Raw genomic sequence first — 22,903 nt, 5'->3', positions numbered from 1 at the left:
CCTCATGTTATTGTCAACGAATCTCACCCTAATACTAACCCCACCCTGTTGAAATTAAAGGACGTTACAATGCTGCCCGACAATCTCGTCCCGGCTAAGTACCACATCACGCCTGTGGAGCAGCCTGCGAAGGAAGCAGAAAAAGAGACGAATTTCACTCAGGGAAAAAGAAAGCTCTCCGATTATGAGTCCGAAATATTAATTGGTGTCTCACAGTCCGGTAAATCCCGTAATATGTTGCTGGAAGAACACGACCGCCATATTAAGGATCGCTTGTTTCGCGCCGTAAAAATTGAAGCCTTTGTACACCTGCTGGACGATCTGCAAGCCGAGGGCGAAATAGATGCCCAGACCTTAAGTCAAATAATGGCTGAAAAAACCAAAGAAATAAACGAAGCGGGAAATGAAATTTGGCTTAATTTAATTACCCGCGAAAAAAACACCCCCATTTTTTATGACCTCGGGGAAGATTAACGTGAAAGCAGTTAGCGATAATAACGTTTATTTGACTTTAGAAGATAAAAAAAGCGACGAGTTTATCTTAAAGCAGAATCTCGCTGCGTTACGAAACATCAAAAACGCCGAGATGACGCGTATTACCCAGGATCTGGTCTCTATCCCGGCGACGCTGGTGCGCCTGAAATGGCAGAACCGCCGTGAAATTTATGCTTTACAGGTGAAAGAGGAGATTTACGGCGCGGTGATGAATGCCATCATTGAAAAGCAGCCGGAGCTGAAAGAGAAGCTCCTCGGACGCCTTGAAGCCCACTACCAGTACCTGCTGGCGCGCGAAACCGCAACCCTGCGCCTGACCCGCAAACTCGCCGAAGGCGACTACCGCACCTCCAGCATCACCTGCGTCGCGCTTGATGAAGAGGCGCACGCCAGTATTACAGATAATCCTTAATTATCCCTGCTTTTCGATAAAATCTCCTACGCTTAATGGGTAAGTTCACTCAAAAGGAGATCCCTTATGGCACATCACCAGACGAAAATGCAGGACCCCACCACGCAGTATCACACCGGTGAATACCCTAAGCAGAAGCAGCCTGCCCCTGGCGTGCAGTCAAAGATGACGCCTGTGCCGGACTGTGGCGAAGAGAGCTATAAAGGCAGTGGACGACTCCAGGATCGTAAGGCGCTGGTGACAGGGGGCGATTCCGGTATCGGACGCGCTGCCGCCATCGCTTACGCGCGTGAAGGCGCAGACGTAGCGATTAACTACCTCCCGGCGGAGGAAGAGGACGCGCAGCAGGTCAAACAGCTGATTGAAGAGGCGGGACGTAAAGCGGTGCTGATCCCGGGCGACCTGAGCGATGAGCAGTTTGCCCGCTCGCTGGTGCATACCGCGCACGGGGCGCTGGGTGGTCTGGATATCCTGGCGCTGGTTGCCGGTAAGCAGACGGCGGTAGAGAAAATTGCCGATCTCACGACCGAGCAGTTTAAAGAGACCTACGCGGTCAACGTCCTGGCGCTGTTTTACATCACCCAGGAAGCCATCCCGCTGCTTCCGGCCGGGTCCAGCATCATCACCACGTCCTCGATTCAGGCCTACCAGCCAAGTCCACATCTGCTGGATTATGCCTCAACCAAGGCCGCGATCCTGAACTACAGCCGCGGGCTGGCGAAGCAGATCGCCGAAAAAGGGATTCGCGTGAACGTGGTCGCACCGGGTCCAATCTGGACCGCGCTGCAGATTTCCGGCGGCCAGCCGCAGGAGAAAATCCCGCAGTTTGGTCAGCAGACGCCGATGAAGCGTGCGGGGCAACCTGCGGAGCTGGCACCGGTGTATGTCTATCTGGCAAGCCAGGAATCCAGCTACGTCACGGCAGAAGTGCACGGCGTGTGCGGGGGAGAACACCTCGGTTAAAAACCGTTGTGGGGAATAAACAAAGGGGGCCGCGATGGCCCCCTTTTTACATTCACAGTGTGTTACCGACTGGCGTTAACGGTGAAATCACTTCGCCGCCGTTTTCTCTTCACCCACCAGACCAATCTTCAGGTAACCCGCCTGATGCAGCGTGTCCATTACCTTCATCATGGTTTCGTAATCAACGGTTTTATCCGCGCGGAAGAACACGGTGGTGTCTTTCTTGCCGCCGGTGAGCTGGTCCAGCGCCGGAATGACTGACGAATCCGTTACCGGGTCGTTGCCCAGGAACATGGATTTATCGGCCTTAACCGACAGGTAGATTGGCTTTTCCGGACGCGGCTGCGGCTGGCTGGACGAGGCCGGCAGGTTCACCTTCACGTCAACCGTCGCCAGCGGCGCAGCCACCATGAAGATAATCAGCAGCACCAGCATCACGTCGATAAACGGCGTGACGTTGATTTCATGCATTTCGCCGTTATCGTCCAGATTTTCGTTAAGACGCATTGCCATAGTATCAACCTAAGCGCAGTTTGGACGCCGCATGTACCGGTTTAACGGCGCTGGCGTTGAGGTCCAGGTCACGGCTTTGCAGCAGCAGAACCTGCGCCGCAACGTCACCCAGCGTGGCTTTATAGCTGCCAATCATACGCGCGAAGATGTTGTAGATAACGACCGCAGGAATTGCTGCCACCAGGCCGATAGCCGTCGCCAGCAGCGCTTCTGCGATACCCGGCGCAACAACCGCCAGGTTGGTAGTCTGCGTTTGGGCAATACCGATAAAGCTGTTCATGATGCCCCAGACGGTACCGAACAGGCCGACAAACGGAGAGATCGCACCGATTGTCGCCAGATAACCGTTACCGCGGCCCATATGACGGCCCACAGCAGCAACACGACGTTCCAGACGGAAGCCGGTACGCTCTTTGATGCCTTCGTTATCTTCACTGCCTGCGGAGAGTTCCAGCTCGTTCTGCGCTTCATTCACTAAAAGGGAGGTCAGGCTTTTCGCGTGGAAGGATGAGGTCAGGTCGGATGCCTGATCCAGAGAGCGGGCTTCAGCCAACTGCTGCTGTTCGCGCTTAAGACGACGCTTCTGCGAAATAAGCTCAACGCTCTTGCTGAAGAAAATAGCCCAGGTGACAACGGACGCCAGGATCAGGCCGATCATCACAATCTTAACCACGATGTCGGCATGATGATACATGCCCCAAACGGAGAGATCCGTCTGCATCAAATTATTACCCACTCTGTATCTCCAGGACGCAAATCACAAATTCTGAGCATAATAATATCAAAACAACGTCGAATTGATAGTAGTTCTCATTAGTATTTACATAGTGCCGTAAATTTCACTCACTTTCCTTGCGCTTACGCAGGAAAAATTTTCAGAGCCGCAATTTTAGAAAATTTTCGCCTTATTCCACCATCGCAGAAGTGCACTTTTTTACTTTCATGGTAGTCTGGACGTCCAGACGTATAAAAACAGGGCTATCCAGGATGACGAAGAAGCAGCTTGATACCACGCTGGTGCAGGCCGGACGCAGCAAAAAATACACCCAGGGCGCGGTCAACAGCGTGATCCAACGGGCCTCCTCTCTAGTGTTTGATACCGTTGAGGACAAAAAGATCGCCACGCGTAACCGCGCCACTGGCGGGCTGTTCTACGGGCGTCGGGGCACCCTTACCCATTTTTCGTTGCAGGAAGCGATGTGCGAGCTGGAAGGCGGGGCGGGCTGCGCGCTGTTCCCCTGTGGCGCAGCGGCCGTTGCCAACACTATTCTGGCGTTCGTGGAACAGGGTGACCATATCCTGATGACCAACACGGCGTACGAACCGAGCCAGGATTTCTGCACCAAAATCCTCAGCAGGCTCGGCGTCACCACCGGCTGGTTCGACCCGCTAGCGGGCGAAGGCATTGCCGACCTTATTCAGCCGAACACGCGCATTGTGTTCCTGGAATCACCGGGGTCGATCACCATGGAAGTACATGACGTCCCGGCCATCGTTAAGGCGGTGCGCAGCAAAGCGCCTGAGGCAATCATCATTATCGACAACACCTGGGCGGCGGGCGTGCTGTTTAACGCGCTGGAATTCGGTATCGATATCTCCATTCAGGCCGCGACCAAATACCTGATTGGCCACTCTGACGGCATGATTGGCACCGCGGTATCTAACGCCCGCTGCTGGGATCAACTGCGTGAGAATGCCTACCTGATGGGCCAGATGGTGGATGCTGATACGGCCTACATGACCAGCCGCGGCCTGCGCACGCTGGGCGTGCGCCTGCGTCAACACCATGAAAGCAGCCTCAGGGTGGCCGAGTGGCTGGCGCAGCATCCGCAGGTTGAGCGGGTTAACCATCCGGCGCTTCCCGGCAGTAAAGGCCATGAGTTCTGGAAACGTGACTTTACGGGCAGCAGCGGGCTGTTCTCATTCGTGCTTAAAAAACGGCTGAACAATGACGAGCTGGCAAGCTATCTGGATCATTTTACCCTGTTCAGCATGGCCTACTCCTGGGGCGGGTTTGAATCGCTGATCCTGCCTAACCAGCCGGAGCAGATCGCGGCGCTACGCCCGGGCGGAGAAGTGGACTTCAGCGGCACCCTGATCCGACTGCATATTGGTTTAGAAAATGTTGACGATTTAATTGCCGATTTAGCAGCAGGGTTTGCGCGCATCGTGTAGAGTGCAGGCTGAAAGTGTACTCCCTGGACATTTTTATTCACGGCGCAACCGGAAAAGTCTGCATGAGTTGCGCCTGCGATCAATCCCAACGGGCCAATTAGGGAGTACAATAGCGTTATATCTGCTGTTCCACAGGAAAGTCCATGGCTGTTATTCAAGATATTATCGCTGCGCTCTGGCAACACGATTTTGCCGCGCTGGCGGACCCGCACGTTGTGGGAATTGTCTATTTCGTGATGTTTGCGACCCTGTTTCTGGAAAATGGATTACTGCCAGCCTCGTTTCTGCCCGGTGACAGCCTGCTACTGCTTGCAGGGGCGTTAATCGGCAAGGGCGTGATGGACTTCGCACCCACGATGATAATCCTCACTTCCGCCGCCAGCCTTGGCTGCTGGTTGAGCTATTTGCAGGGCCGCTGGCTCGGGAATACCCGCGTCGTGAAGGGCTGGCTGGCGCAGTTGCCGCACAAATATCATCAGCGTGCGACCTGCATGTTTGATCGTCATGGCCTGCTGGCGCTGCTGGCCGGGCGCTTCCTCGCTTTTGTTCGCACCCTGCTGCCAACAATGGCCGGCATTTCCGGGCTGTCGAACCGCCGCTTCCAGTTTTTCAACTGGCTGAGCGCCCTGCTGTGGGTTGGCGTGGTGACATCCCTGGGCTATGCGCTGAATATGATCCCGTTTGTAAAACGTCATGAAGATCAGGTGATGACCTTCCTGATGGTGCTGCCGATTGTCCTGCTGGTTGCCGGGCTGGTAGGGACGATTGCGGTGGTGATTAAGAAGAAATATTGCAGCGCGTGATCCCCTCACCCTGACCCTCTCCCCACAGGGGAGAGGGGGAAAACCTAAGCGCCCTGCATTGTTCTGATGCGCGTCGCATCTTCCCCCGGCGTCACGCCGAAATAGCGCTTAAATTCCCGACTAAACTGCGATGCACTTTCATACCCAACGCGCATAGCCGCCGCGCTGGCCTTCATGCCGTCGTGGATCATCAGCATGCGCGCCTTGTGCAGCCGGTAGGTTTTAAGATACTGCAGCGGCGAGGTGCTGGTGACCGACTTAAAATTATGGTGGAACGCCGACACGCTCATGTTCGCCTCTGCCGCCAGCTGGTCCACGCTGAGGTTTTCCGTATACTGGCTTTCAATGCGTTTCAACACGCGGCTGATCAGGCTGAAGTGCGTCTGACGGCTCACCAGCGCCAGTAGCGCCCCGCCCCCCGGCCCTAACAGAACGTGGTAGAGGATCTCGCGGATAATCTGCTTGCCGAGGATACGGGCATCCAGCGGTCTTTCCATGACGTCCAGCAGGCGTTCAACGGCGCAGAGGATTTCATCCGACAGCGTCGCGGAGTTGATGCCGCTGGCCGCCATCGACGGCTGGAACAGCTCATCTTCCCCAATGTCCATCAGCAGCTCCTGCAGTTGCAGAATATCAACATTCACGCGGATCCCCGCCAGCGGAACCGCCTCCGTCGCGAACGTTTCACATTCAAAGGGTAAAGGCACCGTCAGGAGCAGATATTCATTGGTGTCGTAACGAAACACGCGCTCATTGATATAGCCAATTTTATGGCCGGAAAAGAGAAAAACGATGCCCGGCTGGTACATCACCGGCGTGCGCGTACCCGGCTGCGTCCCGTAGAGCAGGCGGATATCCGGCAGCAGCGCACTCAGGGAATTTTGCTTATCTATCAACTGTTTGATTTGCGAAGTAAGCTGTAAACAGATGTCATCGCGGTTCATTTTTTCTTACTCCAGAGGCGGTTTCCGACCCATGCAGTGTGCGCAATTTCATTCACTTTCTCCAGTACTCTGTAGAAATGGGCAAGACATCGGCAGAAATGTGCATTGAGAGGATAGCGCCAGATAGCCACAATGTGCAGCATCAGGTCGCCATTTGCGCCACCGCGGTTTTTCACCCACCAGAGGGAAAGAGCAATGAATAACTTTAATCTACATACCCCCACCCGCATCCTGTTTGGTAAAGGTGCCATCGCCGAACTGCGCGAGCAGATCCCCGCTGACGCCCGCGTGCTGATCACCTACGGTGGCGGCAGCGTGAAAAAAACCGGCGTGCTGGATCAGGTTTACAGCGCGCTGGACGGTCTGGACGTGCGTGAGTTCGGCGGCATCGAGCCAAACCCGTCTTACGAAACGCTGATGAACGCGGTGAAAATCGCGAAAGATGAGAAGATCACCTTCCTGCTGGCCGTGGGCGGCGGTTCTGTTCTGGACGGCACCAAATTCATCGCCGCAGCGGCCCACTACGCGGACGGCATCGATCCGTGGCATATTCTGGAAACCCGCGGCAGCGACGTGAAAAGCGCGATCCCAATGGGCTCCGTGCTGACCCTGCCCGCCACCGGTTCGGAATCGAACAAAGGTGCGGTGATCTCCCGTAAAACCACGGGTGATAAGCAGGCCTTTATGAACGAACACGTTCAGCCGGTATTTGCCATTCTGGACCCGGTTTACACCTACACCCTGCCTGCACGTCAGGTCGCCAACGGCGTGGTGGATGCGTTTGTTCACACCGTTGAGCAGTACGTTACCTATCCGGTGGATGCCAAAATTCAGGACCGCTTCGCAGAAGGCATTCTGCTGACCCTGGTTGAAGATGGCCCGAAAGCGCTGCAGGAGCCGGAAAACTACGACGTGCGCGCCAACGTGATGTGGGCGGCAACTCAGGCGCTGAATGGCCTGATCGGTGCCGGCGTGCCGCAGGACTGGGCAACCCATATGCTCGGCCACGAGCTGACGGCGATGCACGGTCTGGATCACGCACAAACCCTGGCGGTGGTTCTGCCTGCGCTGTGGAATGAAAAACGTGACACCAAACGCGCCAAACTGCTGCAGTACGCCGAGCGCGTGTGGAACATCACCGAAGGTTCTGACGATGCGCGTATCGATGCCGCTATCGAAGCGACCCGCAACTTCTTTGAAAGCCTGGGCGTGCCAACGCGTCTTTCCGGCTATGGCCTGGACGGCAGCTCCATCCCTGCCCTGCTGGCAAAACTCGAGGCGCACGGCATGACGCAACTGGGCGAGCACGGCGACATCACCCTGGACGTAAGCCGTCGTATTTACGAAGCGGCACGCTAAGCGTTTTTGTTGTCCCACCTTTCGTTTTTTGACATTTCGTCCAGACTTAATGCACACCAACATCGTCGGAGGCTCCCTTCGACGATGAGCAAATGGAGGAGGAAAAATGGCAAACCAAACCGTGATCAAGCTTCAGGACGGCAACGTAATGCCCCAGTTGGGGCTCGGCGTATGGAAAGCCGGTAACGACGAGGTCGTGTCCGCCATTCATAAAGCACTGGAAGTCGGCTACCGGTCGATTGATACCGCTGCCGCGTACAAAAATGAGGACGGCGTGGGCAAGGCGCTCGCCAGCGCAGGCATGCCCCGCGACGACCTTTTCATCACTACCAAGCTGTGGAACGACGACCAAAAACGCCCGCGCGAAGCCCTGCAGGAGAGCCTGGACAAGCTGCAGCTCGATTTTGTCGATCTGTATCTGATGCACTGGCCGGTTCCGGCTATCGATCATTACGTGGATGCCTGGAAAGGCATGATTGAGCTCCAGCAGGCTGGGCTGGTGAAAAGCATTGGGGTGTGTAACTTCCAGGTGCACCACCTGCAGCGTCTGATTGACGAGACGGGCGTCGCGCCGGTCATCAACCAGATTGAGCTGCACCCGCTGATGCAGCAACGTCAGCTGCATTCCTGGAACGCCACGCACAAGATCCAGACCGAATCCTGGAGCCCGCTGGCACAGGGCGGTGAAGGCGTATTCGATCAGAAGATCATTCGTACGCTGGCGGATAAATATGGCAAAACCCCGGCGCAGATTGTGATTCGCTGGCATCTGGACTGCGGCCTAGTGGTGATCCCGAAATCGGTCACGCCTTCGCGCATCGCTGAGAACTTCGACGTCTGGGATTTCCGCCTGGATAAAGATGAGCTGGGTGAGATTGCGAAGCTGGATCAGGGCAAGCGTTTGGGGCCGGATCCGGATCAGTTTGGGGGGTAATTTTCCCTCACCCTAACCCTCTCCCACAGGGAGAGGGTACATTTTACACCCTCTCCCTGTGGGAGAGGGCCGGGGTGAGGGCATCACCGTTATCCGATCTTACGTTTTCCCGTTTTTTTCGCCCCCGTTGCCCCACCGTTCGAACGCTGATGCACAATCGGCGTATGTTTCGTGAGGGCCGGGCGCGTATGGCGATTCTGGCGGCGTGCTTCCCGCATTTCATCGAGCGTTGGCGCAGGGACCAGGCAGTCGCGGCGTGAGCCAATCAGGTGTTTTTTACCCATCTCTTCCAGCGCCTGGCGGATCAGCGGCCAGTTAGCCGGATCGTGGTAACGCAGCAGCGCTTTATGCAGACGACGCTGTTTATCCCCTTTCGGCACCACCACGTCTTCACTCTTGTAGCCAATCTTACTCAGCGGGTTCTTGCCGGTGTAATACATGGTCGTCGAGTTGGCGAGCGGCGACGGATAGAAGTTCTGCACCTGATCGAGTCGGAAGCGACGCTGTTTCAGCCACAGCGCCAGGTTGACCATATCTTCATCGCGCGTGCCGGGGTGCGCGGAAATGAAGTACGGGATCAGATACTGCTCTTTGCCCGCCTGCTTCGAGTAGGTATCAAACAGCTCTTTAAAACGATCGTAGCTGCCCATGCCCGGCTTCATCATCTTGGACAGCGGGCCTTCTTCGGTGTGCTCCGGGGCAATCTTCAGATAACCGCCGACATGGTGCGTCGCCAGCTCTTTGATGTAGCGCGGATCTTCCACCGCAATGTCGTAACGCACCCCGGAGGCGATCAGGATCTTCTTGATGCCTTTCAGATCACGCGCACGGCGATATAGATTGATCGTCGGCTCGTGGTTGGTGTCCATATGCTCGCAAATGCTCGGATAGACACAGGATAAACGGCGGCAGGTCTGCTCCGCGCGCGGCGATTTACAGCGCAGCATGTACATGTTGGCGGTCGGGCCGCCGAGATCGGATATCACCCCGGTAAAACCCGGCACCGTGTCGCGAATGGCTTCGATCTCGTTGACGATGGAATCTTCAGAGCGACTCTGAATAATGCGGCCCTCGTGCTCGGTAATGGAGCAGAAGGAGCAACCGCCAAAGCAGCCGCGCATGATGTTGATCGAGAAGCGGATCATCTCATACGCCGGAATACGGCTGCTGCCGTACGCCGGATGCGGTACGCGCTTGTACGGCAGCGCAAAGACGCTGTCCATCTCTTCGGTGGAAAGCGGGATCGCCGGTGGGTTGATCCAGATATAACGCTCGCCGTGCTTCTGCATCAGCGCGCGGGCGCAGCCGGGGTTGGTTTCATGGTGCAAAATACGCGACGCATGGGCGTAGAGCACTTTATCGGCTTTGACTTTTTCAAAGGACGGCAGCAGGACGTAGGTTTTTTCCCACGGCTTCGGGCGCGGCGGCTGAACCACCACGGCTTTCGCTTCGGCTTTTTTCGGGGCGACCGGTTTGTTATCCGCACACGGCAGGTCGTCGCCGTACGGGTGCGGGATAGGGTCGATTTTGCCTGGCATATCAATGATGCGGGAATCCACCCCGCTCCAGCCCGGCAGCGCCTCTTTCACCATAATCGCGGTATTGCGCACGTCGCGGATGTTGCCTACCGGCTCGCCCTGCGCAAGACGGTGTGCCACTTCCACCAGCGGACGCTCGCCGTTGCCGAAGATCAGCATGTCGGCTTTGGAATCGACCAGTACCGAGCGACGCACGGTATCGGACCAGTAGTCATAGTGCGCGGTGCGGCGCAGGCTGGCTTCGATACCGCCCAGGATCACCGGGACATCTTTCCAGGCTTCTTTGCAGCGTTGGGTATAGACCAGCGTGGCGCGATCCGGGCGTTTCCCCGCCACGTTATCCGGGGTGTAAGCATCGTCATGGCGCAGCTTGCGATCGGCGGTGTAGCGGTTGATCATCGAGTCCATGTTACCCGCGGTCACGCCGAAGAACAGGTTCGGTTTCCCCAGACGCATAAAGTCGTCTTTGCTGTTCCAGTCAGGCTGGGAGATGATCCCGACGCGAAAGCCCTGCGCTTCCAGCATACGTCCGCAGATCGCCATGCCGAAGCTGGGGTGGTCAACGTAGGCATCGCCCGTCACCAGAATGATATCGCAGCTATCCCAGCCCAGCAGATCCATCTCTTCGCGGGACATTGGCAGGAACGGCGCTGGCCCAAAGCAGGCAGCCCAGTACTGCGGCCAGGAGAAGAGGTCACGATCCGGCTGGATCAGGGAAATTGCGCTCATAATGCTTCCGAAGAAAAAATAGACAAAAGGAGCGGGATTATACGCTGGTTTACCGGGGGAAATGAAGGGGTATTGTGCGGGCCGTTGCCCTCACCCCCCTCTCCCACAGGGAGAGGGAGAAAAGCAATTTACGGTGCCGGATTCACCAGCAGCTGCCCCACGGATCCCCTGTCCATCATCTCCAGCGTCTGGCTGTGATAGAGGAACGGGAAGTGCGGCCACGAAGGTTGACCGTAGTAGACCAGCAGCTCTACCTGCCCGTCCACCCAGACGGTATCTTTCCAGCCGCGATCTTCCGGGAACGGCATCGCGCCGTTGACGTTGCGGATCAGGAAGCTCACGCCCTCAATATGGAACGACTGGGGCATATCTGACCGCACCGTCCAGCGCTCCCAGGTGCCCTGCTGAGCGGTAATATCGATGCGGTTTACGTCCCACAGCGCGCCATTAATGCCCGGATCGTCGCCCAGGCTGATGTCGCGGCTGCGGACCGCGGGCCCGGTCATGATCTCCTGCGGCAGCAGGCGCATCGGCAGGCTGTCGGTCACCAGCGGCAGCAGGCCGGTTGGACGCAGGGTCAGCACCAGGGTAGAAACCAGAATGCTCGACGGTTCAAAGAATCCGCGGATACGGTCGACAATGCTGGCCGCTTCGCCGCAGGTTAAAGAGACTTCATCGCCGTTGGTCATGTCGACCAGAATTTCACGGCGTTCGCCCGGTGCCAGCGCCAGCTGCTTAACGGAAACCGGCGCGGGCAGGAAGCCCTGATCGCCTGAAATCACGTGCAGGACGCGGCCATCGCTCATCTGCAGCAGATAGCGTCGGGAGTTGGAGGCGTTAAGCAGACGCAGGCGCACCCAGCCGCGAGACACTTCGACATACGGACTTTGCGCACCGTTAACCAGCAGCGTGTCGCCGACAAAACCGCCGCTACCCGGCTCGCTGTATTCCGGCGTGCCAAAGTTATCCAGACGTTTGTCCTGAATAATGACCGGGAAATCATCCACGCCGTAGTGGTTCGGGATCGGCAGTGATTTGCTGATCTCATCTTCAATCAGCCACATGCCCGCGAGGCCATTATAGACCTGCTGCGCAGTGCGGTTTGGGGTGTTGGCGTGATACCACAGGGTCGCCGCGCTCTGGCGGATCGGCAATACCGGCGCCCAGTCGGCGTTTGGCGACATCATGCGCGCCGCGCCGCCAACCAGCGGGCCAGGCACCTGCAGGCCGCTGACGGTCATCGCGACATTCTCAGGCGTGCGGTTACTGTAAATCAGCTTAACGTCATCGCCGTTCCACACGCGGATGGTTGGCCCGAGGTAGCGCCCGTTAATACCCCAGATGGAGGCGCGCGTCCCCTGGGTAAAGGACCAGTGGCTGCGCTGTAACGTCAGGAAAAGCGGCTGCCCGCGACGGGATTCGATCAACGGCGGAATGGGCAACGGCTGCTGCTGCCCCGCGGCGCTGGCTGTCAGCGGCATCGCACCCGCACAAAGGGCGATCCCCGAAGCCTGAATAAATTGACGCCGACTGAGTGACATATAAGCTCCATCTGAAACGACTAACAACGCGGGAATTCGTTTTCCCTTTAACGCCGGTTAAATTTTACCGGCGGCTTCTCTCTCTGCGACTTCTTTGTCGAGCTGCGCGATATGCTGAGCCATCAGCTCGCGGCAGTGTGTCGCCAGTTCGCGCACCTGATCTTTACCGTAGTGACTGGTGTCCACCGGCGGCAGCATTTCCACTATCACCAGCCCATTATTCAGGCGGTTAAGATTAATTTTATTAGAAGTGTTGGAAACGCACACGGGAATAATTGGAACCCCTGCCGCAATTGCAGCATGAAACGCACCGGTTTTAAACGGCAGCAGGCCACGGCCACGGCTGCGCGTCCCTTCCGGGAACATCCAGATTGAGATTTTGCGTTTTTTAAAGTGGTTCACCACTTCGGCAATGGTGCCGTGGGCTTTTGCCCGATTATTACGGTCGATCAGCAGGTTACCGGTGAGCCAGTAAAGCTGGCCGAAAAACGGGATCCACAGCAGGCTTTTTTTCCCTACCGTCACGGTCGGCGGTAATACGATGTTAGCAGCCGTGACCATATCGTAATTGTTCTGATGGTTAGCGATATAGATGGCATTACCGAAGTTCTCTGCCCCTTCCGGCAGACGTTTTTCGACCTTCAGGCCAAACAGCGGGGCAAGACGTCCGAACATGTGACCAAAAGTGGCGACATGCTTCGGATTACGCGGGCTGAACAGGCACCAGATACAGCCGAAAACACAGACCAGAATGCAGTAAATAACGGTAAGAATTAAACGAACAATGTATAGCATAGCGACCTCTGAAGCCCTGACAGCTGACAATTATACTTCACCTGTGGCCAGGTAAGGACTTTATTACGAGCGCGTATTGTTAATCGCAACGCATGAATTAACAACGTTTTTACGGGAAATTTTAGTGAATTTACCCCCTCCGGAACAGAGGGGGGTGAGAACTAAACTAGGCTTCGCTGTCGCCCACGACGGGACGATTCGGAGAATCAATCTCAATGCGGTCGATACGCTGCAGGCCACGCATCAGCGAGCCGCGGCGGCCGCGCTCGCCTACCACTTTTTGCAACTCTTCCGGGCGAAGCTTAATTTTACGTTTGCCAACGTGGATCGTCAGCGTACTTTGCGGCGGTAAAATAAACAGGTGCGCCAGGCCATCTTCGCCTTTTGCCGCTTCCGCCGACGGGATGTTAATGATTTTGTTGCCCTTACCTTTTGACAGCGCCGGCAGATCGCTCACTGGGAACATCAGCATACGTCCGGCGGCCGTGATGGCCAGCAGCATATCGCTGTCGTTCTCAATGACCAGCGGCGGCATAACGTGCGCGTTATCCGGCAGGCTGATCAACGCTTTACCCGCACGGTTGCGCGACACCAGATCGTTAAAGGTACAGATGAAGCCGTAGCCCGCGTCTGAGGCCATCAGCAGTTTCTGGTCGTCGGACTCCATCAGCATATGGTCAACCGTGGCACCCGGCGGCAGCGTCAGCTTGCCGGTGAGCGGCTCGCCCTGCCCGCGCGCAGACGGCAGCGTGATAGGATCGATGGCATAGCTGCGGCCCGTGGAGTCGATAAATGCCACTGGCTGGTTGCTCTTGCCTTTTACCGCCGCCTTGAAGCTGTCGCCCGCCTTGTAGCTCAGGCCCGGCGCGTCGATATCGTGACCTTTCGCGCTGCGCACCCAGCCGCTTTGCGACAGCACGATGGTGACCGGCTCGGAAGGCTGCATGTCGTGCTCGTTCATCGCTCTGGCTTCTTCGCGCTCGTGCAGCGGAGAACGGCGGTCGTCGCCAAACGCGTCGGCATCAGCCTGCAGCTCTTTCTTCAGCAGGGTATTCATTTTGCGCTCGGAGGCGAGGATCGCCTGCAGCTTATCGCGCTCTTTTTCCAGCTCGTCCTGCTCGCCGCGGATCTTCATCTCTTCCAGTTTGGCGAGATGGCGCAGCTTCAGCTCAAGGATCGCTTCGGCCTGGGTTTCGCTGATACCGAAACGCGACATCAGCGCTGGCTTCGGCTCGTCCTCGGTACGAATGATTTCAATCACTTCGTCGATATTGAGGAACGCCACCAGCAAACCTTCGAGGATATGCAGGCGCTTGAGCACTTTTTCCAGACGGTGATTCAGACGACGACGCACCGTATCGCGGCGGAACGTCAGCCACTCGGTGAGGATCTCCAGCAGGTTTTTCACCGCCGGACGGCCGTCGAGGCCAATCATGTTCAGGTTGATGCGGTAGCTTTTTTCCAGATCGGTGGTGGCGAACAGGTGGTTCATCACCTGATCCATGTCCACGCGGTTGGAGCGCGGGACGATCACCAGACGGGTCGGGTTCTCGTGATCCGACTCATCGCGCAGGTCGTCCACCATCGGCAGCTTTTTATTGCGCATCTGGGAGGCGATCTGCTCCAGCACCTTCGCGCCAGAGACCTGGTGCGGCAGCGCGGTGATCACCACGGCACCATCTTCTTTATTCCAGACGGCGCGCATACGCACGGAGCCACGGCCGTTCTGGTAGATTTTGCGAATTTCCGCGCGCGAGGTAATGATTTCAGCCTCGGTCGGGTAGTCCGGCCCCTGCACGATATCCAGCAGCTCGTCCAGCGAGGTTTTCGGCTGTTCAATCAGGGTGATGGCGGCGTTTGCCACTTCACGCAGGTTGTGCGGCGGGATGTCCGTCGCCATACCGACAGCAATACCAGTGGTGCCGTTGAGCAGGATGTTCGGCAGGCGCGCAGGCAGCATTTTCGGCTCCTGTAACGTCCCGTCGAAGTTAGGCACCCAGTCAACCGTGCCCTGACCCAGCTCGCCCAGCAGCAATTCGGCATATTTGGACAGGCGGGATTCGGTGTAACGCATGGCCGCGAAGGATTTCGGATCGTCCGGCGCACCCCAGTTCCCTTGCCCGTCGACCAGCGGGTAACGGTAAGAGAACGGCTGCGCCATCAGTACCATCGCTTCATAACAGGCGCTGTCGCCGTGCGGATGGTATTTACCCAGTACGTCACCGACGGTACGGGCGGATTTTTTGAACTTGGCGCTGGCGCTCAGCCCCAGCTCGGACATCGCATAGACGATGCGGCGCTGGACGGGCTTCAGGCCATCCCCGATAAACGGCAACGCCCTGTCCATGATGACGTACATGGAGTAGTTCAGGTAGGCGTTTTCCGTGAATTCATGTAGCGCGAGGCGCTCTGCCATATCGCTCATTACGTGTGATTCCTCAACTCAGAAACCGATGGGTTTCAGGCAATATTGCCGCAGATACTACCTCATCTGGCGAGTTGAGTCACAAAGAAAAAGGGCCGGTTAAGCGGCCCTTTTCGGGTTATTTGTTCAGTTTAATAACCTGCTTCACGTCGATTTCAAATTCGTTCCAGTCTTTGTCGACTTTACCCTGAAGCTCGACTTTATCCTGCGGGGTCACGGTCACGCCGTTCCAGCGCTTGTGGTCGATCTCCACCACCACCGTGCCGCTCTCGTCGCGGAAGGTGTAGCGGTCATCGGACAGGCGCTCGGTAATGTTCCCGCGCAGCTTAACCCAGGCGTCGTCCTTCAGATCTTTCACTTTTGCCGCCGTGGTCAGGTTGGCGTTGTTATCCACAAAACCGCCCTGCTGGGTTTGCGTCTGGCTGGCGGTGGCCGATGGGCCGTTAAAGCCACCCTGTGCAGCAAAGACAGGTGCGGTGGTCATCATCATGATGGCAGCAATTGCAGCGTATTTTTTCATCTTTATCTCTCCCTTTAATGTTGTTTCGCAATCCATTAAACAGGGTAATCCTTAACAACTTCTTAAGGGAAAAATTTATTTATTTTTACTGTACAGCGCCCGGGCGCAACGGGTTTACTGGCTGCATCATGGAGGGAACATGCGCATTTTACTGGTAGAAGACGACAAGTTAATCGGCGACGGCATTAAGACGGGCTTAAGCAAACTGGGCTTTAGCGTGGACTGGTTTACCGACGGGAAAACCGGCCAGGCGGCGCTCTACAGCGCCCCGTACGACGCCGTGGTGCTGGATCTCACCCTGCCGGAAATCGACGGTCTGGAGATGCTACGCGCGTGGCGCGAAAGCGGCCGCAGCGAGCCGGTGCTGATCCTGACGGCGCGGGATGCGCTTAACCAGCGCGTCGAAGGGCTGCGTCTGGGGGCGGATGATTATCTGTGTAAGCCGTTCGCCCTGATCGAAGTGGCGGCCCGCCTTGAAGCGCTGGTGCGCCGCAGCCACGGCCAGACGCGCAGCGAACTGCGCCACGGTAAGGTCATGCTCGATCCGGTCAGCCTGGTGGCGACGCTTGACGGCGACACGCTGGTGCTTAAACCGAAAGAGTTTGCGCTCCTTGAGCTGTTAATGCGCAACGCGGGCCGGGTTCTGCCGCGCAAACACATTGAAGAAAAACTGTATAACTGGGATGACGACGTCTCCAGCAACGCGGTGGAAGTGCATGTTCATCACCTGCGCCGCAAGCTTGGGAGCGAGTTTATCCGCACCGTGCACGGCATCGGTTATACCCTGGGTGACGCATGAAACTGAGTCTGAAGCTACGCCTGACGCTACTGTTCCTGCTGCTCTCGCTGGCCGCCTGGTTCGCCGCCAGCCTTGTCGCCTGGCAGCAAACCACCCACAAGCTCGATAAGCTGTTTGATACCCAGCAGATGCTGTTTGCCAAACGGCTGCTGACGATGGATCTGGATGAAGTCCGCGCCCCCGAACGGATGCGCGACATCCCCAAAAAAGTGAAGCACGGTCGTCTGGACGACGACGCGCTGGCGTTCGCCATCTTTAGCGCCGACGGCGATATGATCCTCAACGACGGCGAAAACGGACGCGATATTCCGTATCACTACCGCCGCGACGGATTTGACGATGGCCGCCTGAAAGATGATAACGACGCGTGGCGCTTTGTGTGGCTAACCTCGCCGGACGGTAAATACCGGGTGGTGGTCGGGCAGGAAGCCGAGTACCGCCAGGAGATGGCGCTGGACGTAGTCAGCTCGCAGCTCACGCCGTGGCTGGTGGCGCTCCCGGTGATGCTGCTTCTGCTGATTGTCATGCTGAGCCGTGAGCTTAAGCCGCTGAAAAAGCTGGCGCAGACCCTGCGATCGCGCTCGCCGGATGCCACCGATACGCTGTCGACGCAGGGTGTCCCTGCGGAAGTCCGCCCGCTGCTCGACTCGCTGAATCATCTCTTCACGCGCACCCAGGAGATGATGTCCCGGGAGCGCCGCTTCACGTCGGATGCCGCCCACGAACTACGTAGCCCGCTGGCCGCGCTGAAGGTGCAAACGGATGTGGCGCAGCTGTACCTCGACGATCCGCAGGCGCAGGCCAAAGCCCTGGCGCAGATGCATGCCGGCATTGATCGGGCATCCCGGCTGGTGGATCAGCTTCTTACGCTGTCGCGTCTGGATTCGCTGGATAACCTCGACAATATCGAACCCCTTGCGCTGGCCGATTTACTCCAGTCCGCCGTGATGGACATCTATCATCCGGCTCAACAGGCGGGGATTGATATTCGGCTGAACATCAATGCGCCGCAGGCAACGCGTACCGGCCAGCAACTCCTGCTCAGCCTCCTGGTGCGCAACCTGCTGGATAACGCTATCCGCTACAGCCCGCGCGGCAGCGTGGTGGACGTGACCCTTAACGCCCGCAGCTTCAGCGTGCGCGACAACGGCTCGGGTATTGCCCCCGACGCCTTAGCCCGCGTCGGCGAGCGCTTCTATCGCCCGCCGGGACAGGATGAGACCGGCAGCGGCCTGGGGCTATCGATTGTTAAACGTATCGCCACCCTGCACGGAATGCGCGTATCGCTGGCCAATGGTGCCGAGAGTGGTCTTGACGTCACCGTAAGCTGGTAGGGATTATTGCCTGAGCAGCAAAAGACTTTGCACATTTTGCCTATTTTACCGCCCCGTTCTCGCGCGTAGACTGTCCGGCATACTCTCATCGTCGAGGACAAATAATGAGCAATATTCTGATTATCAACGGCGCGAAAGAATTCGCGCACTCTAAAGGCCAGTTGAATGACACCCTGACCGAGGTCGCGGACGGTTTCCTGCGCGACGCCGGGCATGATGTCAGGGTGGTGCGCGCGGACGGCGATTACGATGTTAAAGCAGAAGTGCAGAACTTCCTGTGGGCCGATACCATCATCTGGCAGATGCCGGGCTGGTGGATGGGTGCACCGTGGACCGTGAAAAAATACATGGACGACGTGTTCACCGAAGGCCACGGCTCCCTGTATGCCAGCGACGGTCGTACCCGCTCTGATGCGTCTAAAAAGTACGGATCAGGCGGCCTGATCCAGGGGAAAAAATACATGCTCTCCCTGACCTGGAACGCACCAATTGAGGCCTTTACCGAGAAAGATCAGTTCTTTGAAGGCGTGGGCGTAGACGGCGAATATTTGCCATTCCACAAGGCCAATCAGTTCCTGGGCATGACCCCATTGCCGACCTTTATCGTCAATGACGTGATTAAAATGCCTGATGTCCCACGCTATATCGCAGAATATCGCAAGCATCTCGCGGAGATTTTTGGTTAACTGGAAGCCTGACATCAGGAGAAACGATATGCTTACCGTAATTGCAGAAATTCGTACGCGTCCAGGCCAACATCACCGTCAGGCGGTGCTGGATGAGTTTGCAAAAATTATCCCAACCGTGCTGAAAGAAGAAGGCTGCCACGGCTATGCGCCGATGATTGATGCCGCCACCGACGCCAGCTTCCAGGCCACCGCGCCGGACTCCATCATCATGGTTGAGCAGTGGGAAACCGTGGCGCACCTTGAAGCACACCTGCAGACCGCGCACATGAAAACGTGGAGCGACGCGGTGAAAGGGAACGTGCTCGACACCCATATCCGTATTCTGGAGCAGGGCGTCTGATCCTTCCTTCCCTCTCCTTTCGGAGAGGGAAATTTCTGTGACCTGCTATGCTTATTCTGACTTCATGTTTAACAGGAGGATGGAATGGGTCTTTTTAATTTCGTAAAAGAAGCAGGCGAAAAACTGTGGGACAACCTGACCGACCACAAAGGTCAGGGCGACAAAATCGCCGAACACCTCAAGAAACTGAATATTCCCGGCTCGGATAAGGTCCAGGTTAACGTCACCGATGGCAAAGCCAGCGTGACCGGCGATGGGCTGACGCAGGAGCAGAAAGAAAAAATCCAGGTTGCCGTCGGGAACATCGCGGGCGTGAGCGAAGTGGAAAACAACATCACCGCGACCGATGCCAAAGACGAAGCCACCTACTACACGGTTAAATCCGGCGATACCCTGAGCGCCATCTCCAAAACCGTGTACGGCGATGCCAACCAGTACAACAAGATTTTCGAAGCTAACCGCCCGATGCTCTCCAGCCCGGATAAAATCTATCCCGGACAGACGCTGCGTATTCCTAAAGCCTGATAGCAACGGAACGCGAACGGATGAAGATAGCCTGCCTTGGCTGGGGTTCGTTAATCTGGAAGTACGGCCCGCTGCCCGTCGCCGGTGAGTGGCAACCTGACGGGCCGTCTCTGCCCGTCGAGTTTTGCCGGGTCAGCGACGGCGGTGAGCTGGCGACCGCCCTCTGCATGAATGCCCCTGCGGTACCGGTGCTATGGGCCTGGCTCAGCGTGAATTCGCTAAGCCAGGCCTGTGACGCGCTGCGCAAGCGGGAGGCCATTCCGCAGTCGCGCTGCGACGGTATCGGCTCCCTGCTGATTGCCGGACGCAGTACCGGTGTCCTCTCGACGTGGGCAGCGGAAAAGGGCATCGATGCCCTCATCTGGACCGGGCTGCCGCCCCGCAGCGCGAGCCTGGAAGGCCGCGTCCTCACCGTTGACGAGGCAATTGCCTATCTGGACAGCCTTAGCGGTGAGACGCGCACCCATGCGCAGGACTACTTCCGTCGCGTACCGGCGCAAATCAGTACGCCCTATCGCAGGGCGATTTCCGACGTGCTGGGGTGGTGATCCGCCCCGGCATTTTTACCAGTACAGCTTCCAGCTCTGAGTGAACCGCACCAGCGCTTCCACGTAGAAGTAATCCCCCCAGCTTGCACACTCATCCACCCCTTTGTTGCTCGCCAGATGGTAAACCGAGTGCTTCAGCAGCCCGTTGCCCTTCTCTTCTTTGCCCATCAGATAGTGTTTCGTTAGCGAGGACATGATCCCTTTTGCCCACTCCAGATAGCGTTCCCGGTCCGGGTCCGTAACCGGCAGATGTTTCACCAGCTCCAGCAGGCCGCACACCGCAATCGCCGCCGATGATGAATCGCGCAGCGCGTCGGTGCCCACCAGCGCCAGATCCCAGTGGCAGACGTTGTCTTCCGGCAGGCGGTTAAGGAAGTAGTTTGCCAGCCGTTTTGACAGGCCGATCATCGTCTCATCGCCGGTATAGATGTAGCTCAACAGGAAGCCGTAAATGCCCCAGGCCTGCCCGCGCGACCAGCAGGAGTCGTCGGCGTAGCCCTGCTGGGTGTTGCCGTAGCGCGGTGCGCCCGTCACGACATCCATATAGTAGGTGTGGAACGTCGAGGCATCGTCGCGAATAAGATAGGTCGCCGCCTGCATGACGTGGGCTTTTGCCGCCTCCGCGAAGCGCGGATCGCCGGTTTGTTCGCTCGCCCAGTAGAGCAGCGGCAGGTTCATGTTGCAGTCGATGATCATGCGCCCGGCCTGCTCGGGATCGGTCAGATCGCCCCACGCCTGGACGATCTTCGCCCGCGCGTGAAAACGCTCCAGCAGCGCTTGTGCCGCCAGCAGGGAGAAGCCGCGCGCTTCACGGTTGCCGGTCAGCCGCCAGGCCGCTACGCAGGAGAGCGTATAGAGGAAGCCCAGATCGTGGGTATTGGTGTCGCTACGCCCGGCGATGCGCAGGCCAAACGAGCGCACGTGCTTTTCCGCCAGCGCGCGGAATTTTTCTTCGCCGCTCATCTCCCACGCCAGCCACAGCTGCCCGGTCCAGAAGCTGGTGGTCCACTCCACGTTATCCGTCAGCGGATAAAAACCGTCCTGACAGGTTTCCGCCGGGAACTGCTCACCGAACTCGGTTACGTGACGGCTAATCAACTCGAGGACGTGGCTGCGCGCCGAACTCAGCTCATCGCTAAACGCGCGTGGATCGACGGGCGTGGCGATGGCGTTCAGGCGTTCCTCTTTGATACGACTTAACATATTTCGGTTCCTTCTTTGACGGCATAATTAACGTGAAGTGGGCTCGGCTACGTTCAGCGTACGGCTCCCACGCCACTTGCTCTGGCAGGCGGAGAGGGTAAACGCAGAGATCAGGGTAAAGGTCAGCGCCGTGGCGCCCATGATGATATAGGTCTGCTCGAAGCCGATGCGGTCATACATATAGCCGGCAGGCGATGACACCACCACGTTGCCGACGTACAGCATCGCCTGATAGCCCAGCAAATACATGGTGGCATTTACGCGTTTGTCGAAATGCTCGGCGATATATTTAAATACGGAGACCAGCAGCAGGCAGATTTCCAGCCCGTACAGCGGCTTAAGCACGGAAATTAACAGGTGTGAATCGCACATCCCGGAAATAATCAGACGCGCCCCGACCACCAGCCCGACAATTAACAGCCCGCGTTTAGCGCCGATAAAATTAACGAACAGCGGGATCACCATATACATCACGAATTCCATTCCCGACTGCACGGTCCCCAGATAGCCAAAGACGGCGTTACCCTGTTGAATATCGTCGAAGAAGGTCACGAAATAGCGCGAGAATTGCTGCTCGGCAATAAACATCATCCACGCCACACCCGCCACGTACAGGCAGAAGGCCCAGAATTTACGATTCCGCAGCAGGGCGTACACGTCCGACGGCGCGATTTTTTCTTTGGTCAGCACCTCACCTGCGTGAACGGAGTTAGTGTTCACTTTCAGGCTCAGCAGGACAATCAGCATCACCACCGACGCCACGCTGCCCATAATAAAGTTATAGGCCGGAGAGAGGTTAAACAGCAGACCGGAGAAGGAGGACGCCACCGCCCAGCCGAGCGAGCCCCACATGCGAATTTGTCCAAACTCCATGCCGTTTAAACGGCTGAAGCGGTCGGAATAGGATTCGCACGCCGCCACGCCCGCATACCAGGCAAAGCTCAAATAGAGCGCGCCAATAATTATCCCCAGCATGGTGTTGGACATTAATAGCGGCTGATAAACGTAGATAAAGAACGGTGCCATCAGGGCAGACATTGCCACCACAAAATAGAGCAGGTATTTGCTCATGCCGATCTTATCGAGAATATAGCCGTAGATCGGCTTCAGAATAACCGAGAAAATACCGTTCACCGCAAAGACGGTGCCAATGACCGACCCGCTAAGATTGGCTTTTTGCCCGAGCCAGATCGCCAGCAGGCCAATACTGGCGGACCAGGTAAAGAAATAAAGAAAAATAAAACTGCTGATTTTGTAATATTCGGTTCTGTTTGTTGTAGATGGTCTTTTCATAGCATCCTCGCCAACGAGTAGGGGCC

At 57.0% G+C, this 22,903-nt stretch carries 23 protein-coding genes; 13 read left to right on the top strand and 10 right to left on the bottom strand.

The window, feature by feature from the left end:
* Nucleotides 1-69: 69 nt before the first annotated feature.
* From I6L58_RS16390 to I6L58_RS16380, 3 genes are all read left to right on the top strand, one after another.
* Nucleotides 70-474, top strand: a complete 405-nt coding sequence (locus I6L58_RS16390; RefSeq protein WP_006178532.1) for a hypothetical protein — start codon at nt 70-72, stop codon at nt 472-474.
* Nucleotides 455-907, top strand: coding sequence for a cytoplasmic protein (locus I6L58_RS16385; RefSeq protein WP_088208530.1), 453 nt, complete (start codon nt 455-457; stop codon nt 905-907). Before I6L58_RS16390 ends, I6L58_RS16385 begins: the two co-directional genes overlap by 20 nt.
* A gap of 87 nt (nt 908-994) precedes the next feature.
* Nucleotides 995-1,870: an SDR family oxidoreductase gene (locus tag I6L58_RS16380; RefSeq protein ID WP_176399434.1), complete on the top strand. Its 876-nt coding sequence runs from the start codon at nt 995-997 to the stop codon at nt 1,868-1,870.
* A gap of 87 nt (nt 1,871-1,957) precedes the next feature.
* Here I6L58_RS16380 and exbD read toward each other — a convergent pair whose 3' ends face one another.
* Both exbD and exbB read right to left on the bottom strand, forming a co-directional pair.
* Nucleotides 1,958-2,383, bottom strand: a complete 426-nt coding sequence (gene exbD, locus I6L58_RS16375) for a TonB system transport protein ExbD (RefSeq protein ID WP_058610767.1) — start codon at nt 2,381-2,383, stop codon at nt 1,958-1,960.
* 4 nt (nt 2,384-2,387) lie between these two features.
* The gene (gene exbB / locus I6L58_RS16370; protein ID WP_088208528.1) at nt 2,388-3,119 is read right to left on the bottom strand and encodes a tol-pal system-associated acyl-CoA thioesterase; all 732 of its coding nucleotides are present in this window, start codon (nt 3,117-3,119) and stop codon (nt 2,388-2,390) included.
* A gap of 251 nt (nt 3,120-3,370) precedes the next feature.
* Between exbB and metC the strand changes: the two genes are divergently transcribed.
* Together metC and yghB are read left to right on the top strand one after the other, a co-directional pair.
* Nucleotides 3,371-4,558 (top strand): cystathionine beta-lyase, encoded by a 1,188-nt coding sequence (metC, locus tag I6L58_RS16365; RefSeq protein WP_088208527.1) that lies wholly within the window; start codon nt 3,371-3,373, stop codon nt 4,556-4,558.
* Nucleotides 4,559-4,701: 143 nt separating this feature from the next.
* Nucleotides 4,702-5,361 (top strand): DedA family general envelope maintenance protein YghB, encoded by a 660-nt coding sequence (yghB, locus tag I6L58_RS16360; RefSeq protein ID WP_006178538.1) that lies wholly within the window; start codon nt 4,702-4,704, stop codon nt 5,359-5,361.
* A 44-nt stretch (nt 5,362-5,405) separates the two neighbouring features.
* On the opposite strand, the gene I6L58_RS16355 is transcribed toward yghB, so the two are convergent.
* Nucleotides 5,406-6,305, bottom strand: a complete 900-nt coding sequence (locus I6L58_RS16355; RefSeq protein ID WP_088208526.1) for an AraC family transcriptional regulator — start codon at nt 6,303-6,305, stop codon at nt 5,406-5,408.
* Between the two features lie 195 nt (nt 6,306-6,500).
* On the opposite strand from I6L58_RS16355, the gene yqhD reads away from it, so the two are divergent.
* Together yqhD and dkgA are read left to right on the top strand one after the other, a co-directional pair.
* Nucleotides 6,501-7,664 (top strand): alcohol dehydrogenase, encoded by a 1,164-nt coding sequence (gene yqhD, locus I6L58_RS16350; protein WP_006178541.1) that lies wholly within the window; start codon nt 6,501-6,503, stop codon nt 7,662-7,664.
* 106 nt (nt 7,665-7,770) lie between these two features.
* The gene (dkgA, locus tag I6L58_RS16345; protein WP_006178542.1) at nt 7,771-8,598 is read left to right on the top strand and encodes a 2,5-didehydrogluconate reductase DkgA; all 828 of its coding nucleotides are present in this window, start codon (nt 7,771-7,773) and stop codon (nt 8,596-8,598) included.
* A gap of 89 nt (nt 8,599-8,687) precedes the next feature.
* Here the strand turns inward: dkgA and I6L58_RS16340 are convergent, their stop codons facing one another.
* From I6L58_RS16340 to I6L58_RS16320, 5 genes are all read right to left on the bottom strand, one after another.
* On the bottom strand, nt 8,688-10,865 hold the full coding sequence (locus tag I6L58_RS16340) for a YgiQ family radical SAM protein (RefSeq protein WP_088208525.1): 2,178 nt from the start codon (nt 10,863-10,865) through the stop codon (nt 8,688-8,690).
* A gap of 128 nt (nt 10,866-10,993) precedes the next feature.
* Nucleotides 10,994-12,406: a cell division protein FtsP gene (gene ftsP / locus I6L58_RS16335; RefSeq protein ID WP_088208524.1), complete on the bottom strand. Its 1,413-nt coding sequence runs from the start codon at nt 12,404-12,406 to the stop codon at nt 10,994-10,996.
* Nucleotides 12,407-12,463: 57 nt separating this feature from the next.
* Nucleotides 12,464-13,201 (bottom strand): 1-acylglycerol-3-phosphate O-acyltransferase, encoded by a 738-nt coding sequence (gene plsC, locus I6L58_RS16330; protein WP_058610762.1) that lies wholly within the window; start codon nt 13,199-13,201, stop codon nt 12,464-12,466.
* Between the two features lie 166 nt (nt 13,202-13,367).
* Nucleotides 13,368-15,626 (bottom strand): DNA topoisomerase IV subunit A, encoded by a 2,259-nt coding sequence (parC, locus tag I6L58_RS16325; RefSeq protein WP_006178546.1) that lies wholly within the window; start codon nt 15,624-15,626, stop codon nt 13,368-13,370.
* A 118-nt stretch (nt 15,627-15,744) separates the two neighbouring features.
* A complete protein-coding gene (locus I6L58_RS16320; protein ID WP_058610761.1) occupies nt 15,745-16,146 on the bottom strand; it encodes a YgiW/YdeI family stress tolerance OB fold protein in 402 nt (133 codons plus the stop codon).
* Between the two features lie 139 nt (nt 16,147-16,285).
* On the opposite strand from I6L58_RS16320, the gene qseB reads away from it, so the two are divergent.
* The 6 genes from qseB (at nt 16,286) to I6L58_RS16290 (ending at nt 20,381) form a co-directional block, all read left to right on the top strand.
* Nucleotides 16,286-16,945, top strand: coding sequence for a quorum sensing response regulator transcription factor QseB (gene qseB / locus I6L58_RS16315; protein ID WP_006178549.1), 660 nt, complete (start codon nt 16,286-16,288; stop codon nt 16,943-16,945).
* Nucleotides 16,942-18,279, top strand: coding sequence for a quorum sensing histidine kinase QseC (qseC, locus tag I6L58_RS16310; protein WP_088208523.1), 1,338 nt, complete (start codon nt 16,942-16,944; stop codon nt 18,277-18,279). Before qseB ends, qseC begins: the two co-directional genes overlap by 4 nt.
* Nucleotides 18,280-18,383: 104 nt before the next feature.
* Entirely contained in the window at nt 18,384-18,965 is a 582-nt protein-coding gene (locus I6L58_RS16305; RefSeq protein ID WP_088208522.1) for an NAD(P)H-dependent oxidoreductase, read from the top strand.
* A 28-nt stretch (nt 18,966-18,993) separates the two neighbouring features.
* On the top strand, nt 18,994-19,308 hold the full coding sequence (locus I6L58_RS16300; RefSeq protein ID WP_006178552.1) for a putative quinol monooxygenase: 315 nt from the start codon (nt 18,994-18,996) through the stop codon (nt 19,306-19,308).
* Between the two features lie 84 nt (nt 19,309-19,392).
* Nucleotides 19,393-19,833, top strand: coding sequence for a peptidoglycan-binding protein LysM (gene lysM, locus I6L58_RS16295; protein WP_006178553.1), 441 nt, complete (start codon nt 19,393-19,395; stop codon nt 19,831-19,833).
* Between the two features lie 20 nt (nt 19,834-19,853).
* Nucleotides 19,854-20,381, top strand: coding sequence for a hypothetical protein (locus I6L58_RS16290; RefSeq protein WP_088208521.1), 528 nt, complete (start codon nt 19,854-19,856; stop codon nt 20,379-20,381).
* A gap of 15 nt (nt 20,382-20,396) precedes the next feature.
* Here I6L58_RS16290 and I6L58_RS16285 read toward each other — a convergent pair whose 3' ends face one another.
* Nucleotides 20,397-21,584: a glycoside hydrolase family 88 protein gene (locus I6L58_RS16285; protein WP_058610755.1), complete on the bottom strand. Its 1,188-nt coding sequence runs from the start codon at nt 21,582-21,584 to the stop codon at nt 20,397-20,399.
* Nucleotides 21,585-21,611: 27 nt separating this feature from the next.
* The gene (locus I6L58_RS16280; protein WP_088208520.1) at nt 21,612-22,877 is read right to left on the bottom strand and encodes an oligosaccharide MFS transporter; all 1,266 of its coding nucleotides are present in this window, start codon (nt 22,875-22,877) and stop codon (nt 21,612-21,614) included.
* Between the last annotated feature and the right edge of the window lie 26 nt (nt 22,878-22,903).

This window comes from Enterobacter cancerogenus (genome assembly GCF_019047785.1).
Lineage (GTDB): Bacteria > Pseudomonadota > Gammaproteobacteria > Enterobacterales > Enterobacteriaceae > Enterobacter > Enterobacter cancerogenus.
The sequence above is the reverse complement of the archived record's forward strand: the minus strand, read 5'-3'. Positions and strand labels throughout refer to the sequence as shown.

What these genes read in the sequence shown, in the direction of transcription:
- I6L58_RS16340 (WP_088208525.1), bottom strand. Translation starts at nt 10,865, where the DNA reads ATGAGCGCAATTTCCCTGATCCAGCCGGATCGTGACCTCTTCTCCTGG.
- I6L58_RS16390 (WP_006178532.1), top strand. Translation starts at nt 70, where the DNA reads ATGCTGCCCGACAATCTCGTCCCGGCTAAGTACCACATCACGCCTGTG.
- I6L58_RS16320 (WP_058610761.1), bottom strand. Translation starts at nt 16,146, where the DNA reads ATGAAAAAATACGCTGCAATTGCTGCCATCATGATGATGACCACCGCA.
- dkgA (WP_006178542.1), top strand. Translation starts at nt 7,771, where the DNA reads ATGGCAAACCAAACCGTGATCAAGCTTCAGGACGGCAACGTAATGCCC.
- I6L58_RS16300 (WP_006178552.1), top strand. Translation starts at nt 18,994, where the DNA reads ATGCTTACCGTAATTGCAGAAATTCGTACGCGTCCAGGCCAACATCAC.
- I6L58_RS16280 (WP_088208520.1), bottom strand. Translation starts at nt 22,877, where the DNA reads ATGAAAAGACCATCTACAACAAACAGAACCGAATATTACAAAATCAGC.
- metC (WP_088208527.1), top strand. Translation starts at nt 3,371, where the DNA reads ATGACGAAGAAGCAGCTTGATACCACGCTGGTGCAGGCCGGACGCAGC.
- I6L58_RS16285 (WP_058610755.1), bottom strand. Translation starts at nt 21,584, where the DNA reads ATGTTAAGTCGTATCAAAGAGGAACGCCTGAACGCCATCGCCACGCCC.
- yqhD (WP_006178541.1), top strand. Translation starts at nt 6,501, where the DNA reads ATGAATAACTTTAATCTACATACCCCCACCCGCATCCTGTTTGGTAAA.
- I6L58_RS16305 (WP_088208522.1), top strand. Translation starts at nt 18,384, where the DNA reads ATGAGCAATATTCTGATTATCAACGGCGCGAAAGAATTCGCGCACTCT.
- qseB (WP_006178549.1), top strand. Translation starts at nt 16,286, where the DNA reads ATGCGCATTTTACTGGTAGAAGACGACAAGTTAATCGGCGACGGCATT.
- parC (WP_006178546.1), bottom strand. Translation starts at nt 15,626, where the DNA reads ATGAGCGATATGGCAGAGCGCCTCGCGCTACATGAATTCACGGAAAAC.
- I6L58_RS16385 (WP_088208530.1), top strand. Translation starts at nt 455, where the DNA reads ATGACCTCGGGGAAGATTAACGTGAAAGCAGTTAGCGATAATAACGTT.
- I6L58_RS16355 (WP_088208526.1), bottom strand. Translation starts at nt 6,305, where the DNA reads ATGAACCGCGATGACATCTGTTTACAGCTTACTTCGCAAATCAAACAG.
- lysM (WP_006178553.1), top strand. Translation starts at nt 19,393, where the DNA reads ATGGGTCTTTTTAATTTCGTAAAAGAAGCAGGCGAAAAACTGTGGGAC.
- yghB (WP_006178538.1), top strand. Translation starts at nt 4,702, where the DNA reads ATGGCTGTTATTCAAGATATTATCGCTGCGCTCTGGCAACACGATTTT.
- qseC (WP_088208523.1), top strand. Translation starts at nt 16,942, where the DNA reads ATGAAACTGAGTCTGAAGCTACGCCTGACGCTACTGTTCCTGCTGCTC.
- ftsP (WP_088208524.1), bottom strand. Translation starts at nt 12,406, where the DNA reads ATGTCACTCAGTCGGCGTCAATTTATTCAGGCTTCGGGGATCGCCCTT.
- plsC (WP_058610762.1), bottom strand. Translation starts at nt 13,201, where the DNA reads ATGCTATACATTGTTCGTTTAATTCTTACCGTTATTTACTGCATTCTG.
- I6L58_RS16290 (WP_088208521.1), top strand. Translation starts at nt 19,854, where the DNA reads ATGAAGATAGCCTGCCTTGGCTGGGGTTCGTTAATCTGGAAGTACGGC.
- I6L58_RS16380 (WP_176399434.1), top strand. Translation starts at nt 995, where the DNA reads ATGCAGGACCCCACCACGCAGTATCACACCGGTGAATACCCTAAGCAG.
- exbD (WP_058610767.1), bottom strand. Translation starts at nt 2,383, where the DNA reads ATGGCAATGCGTCTTAACGAAAATCTGGACGATAACGGCGAAATGCAT.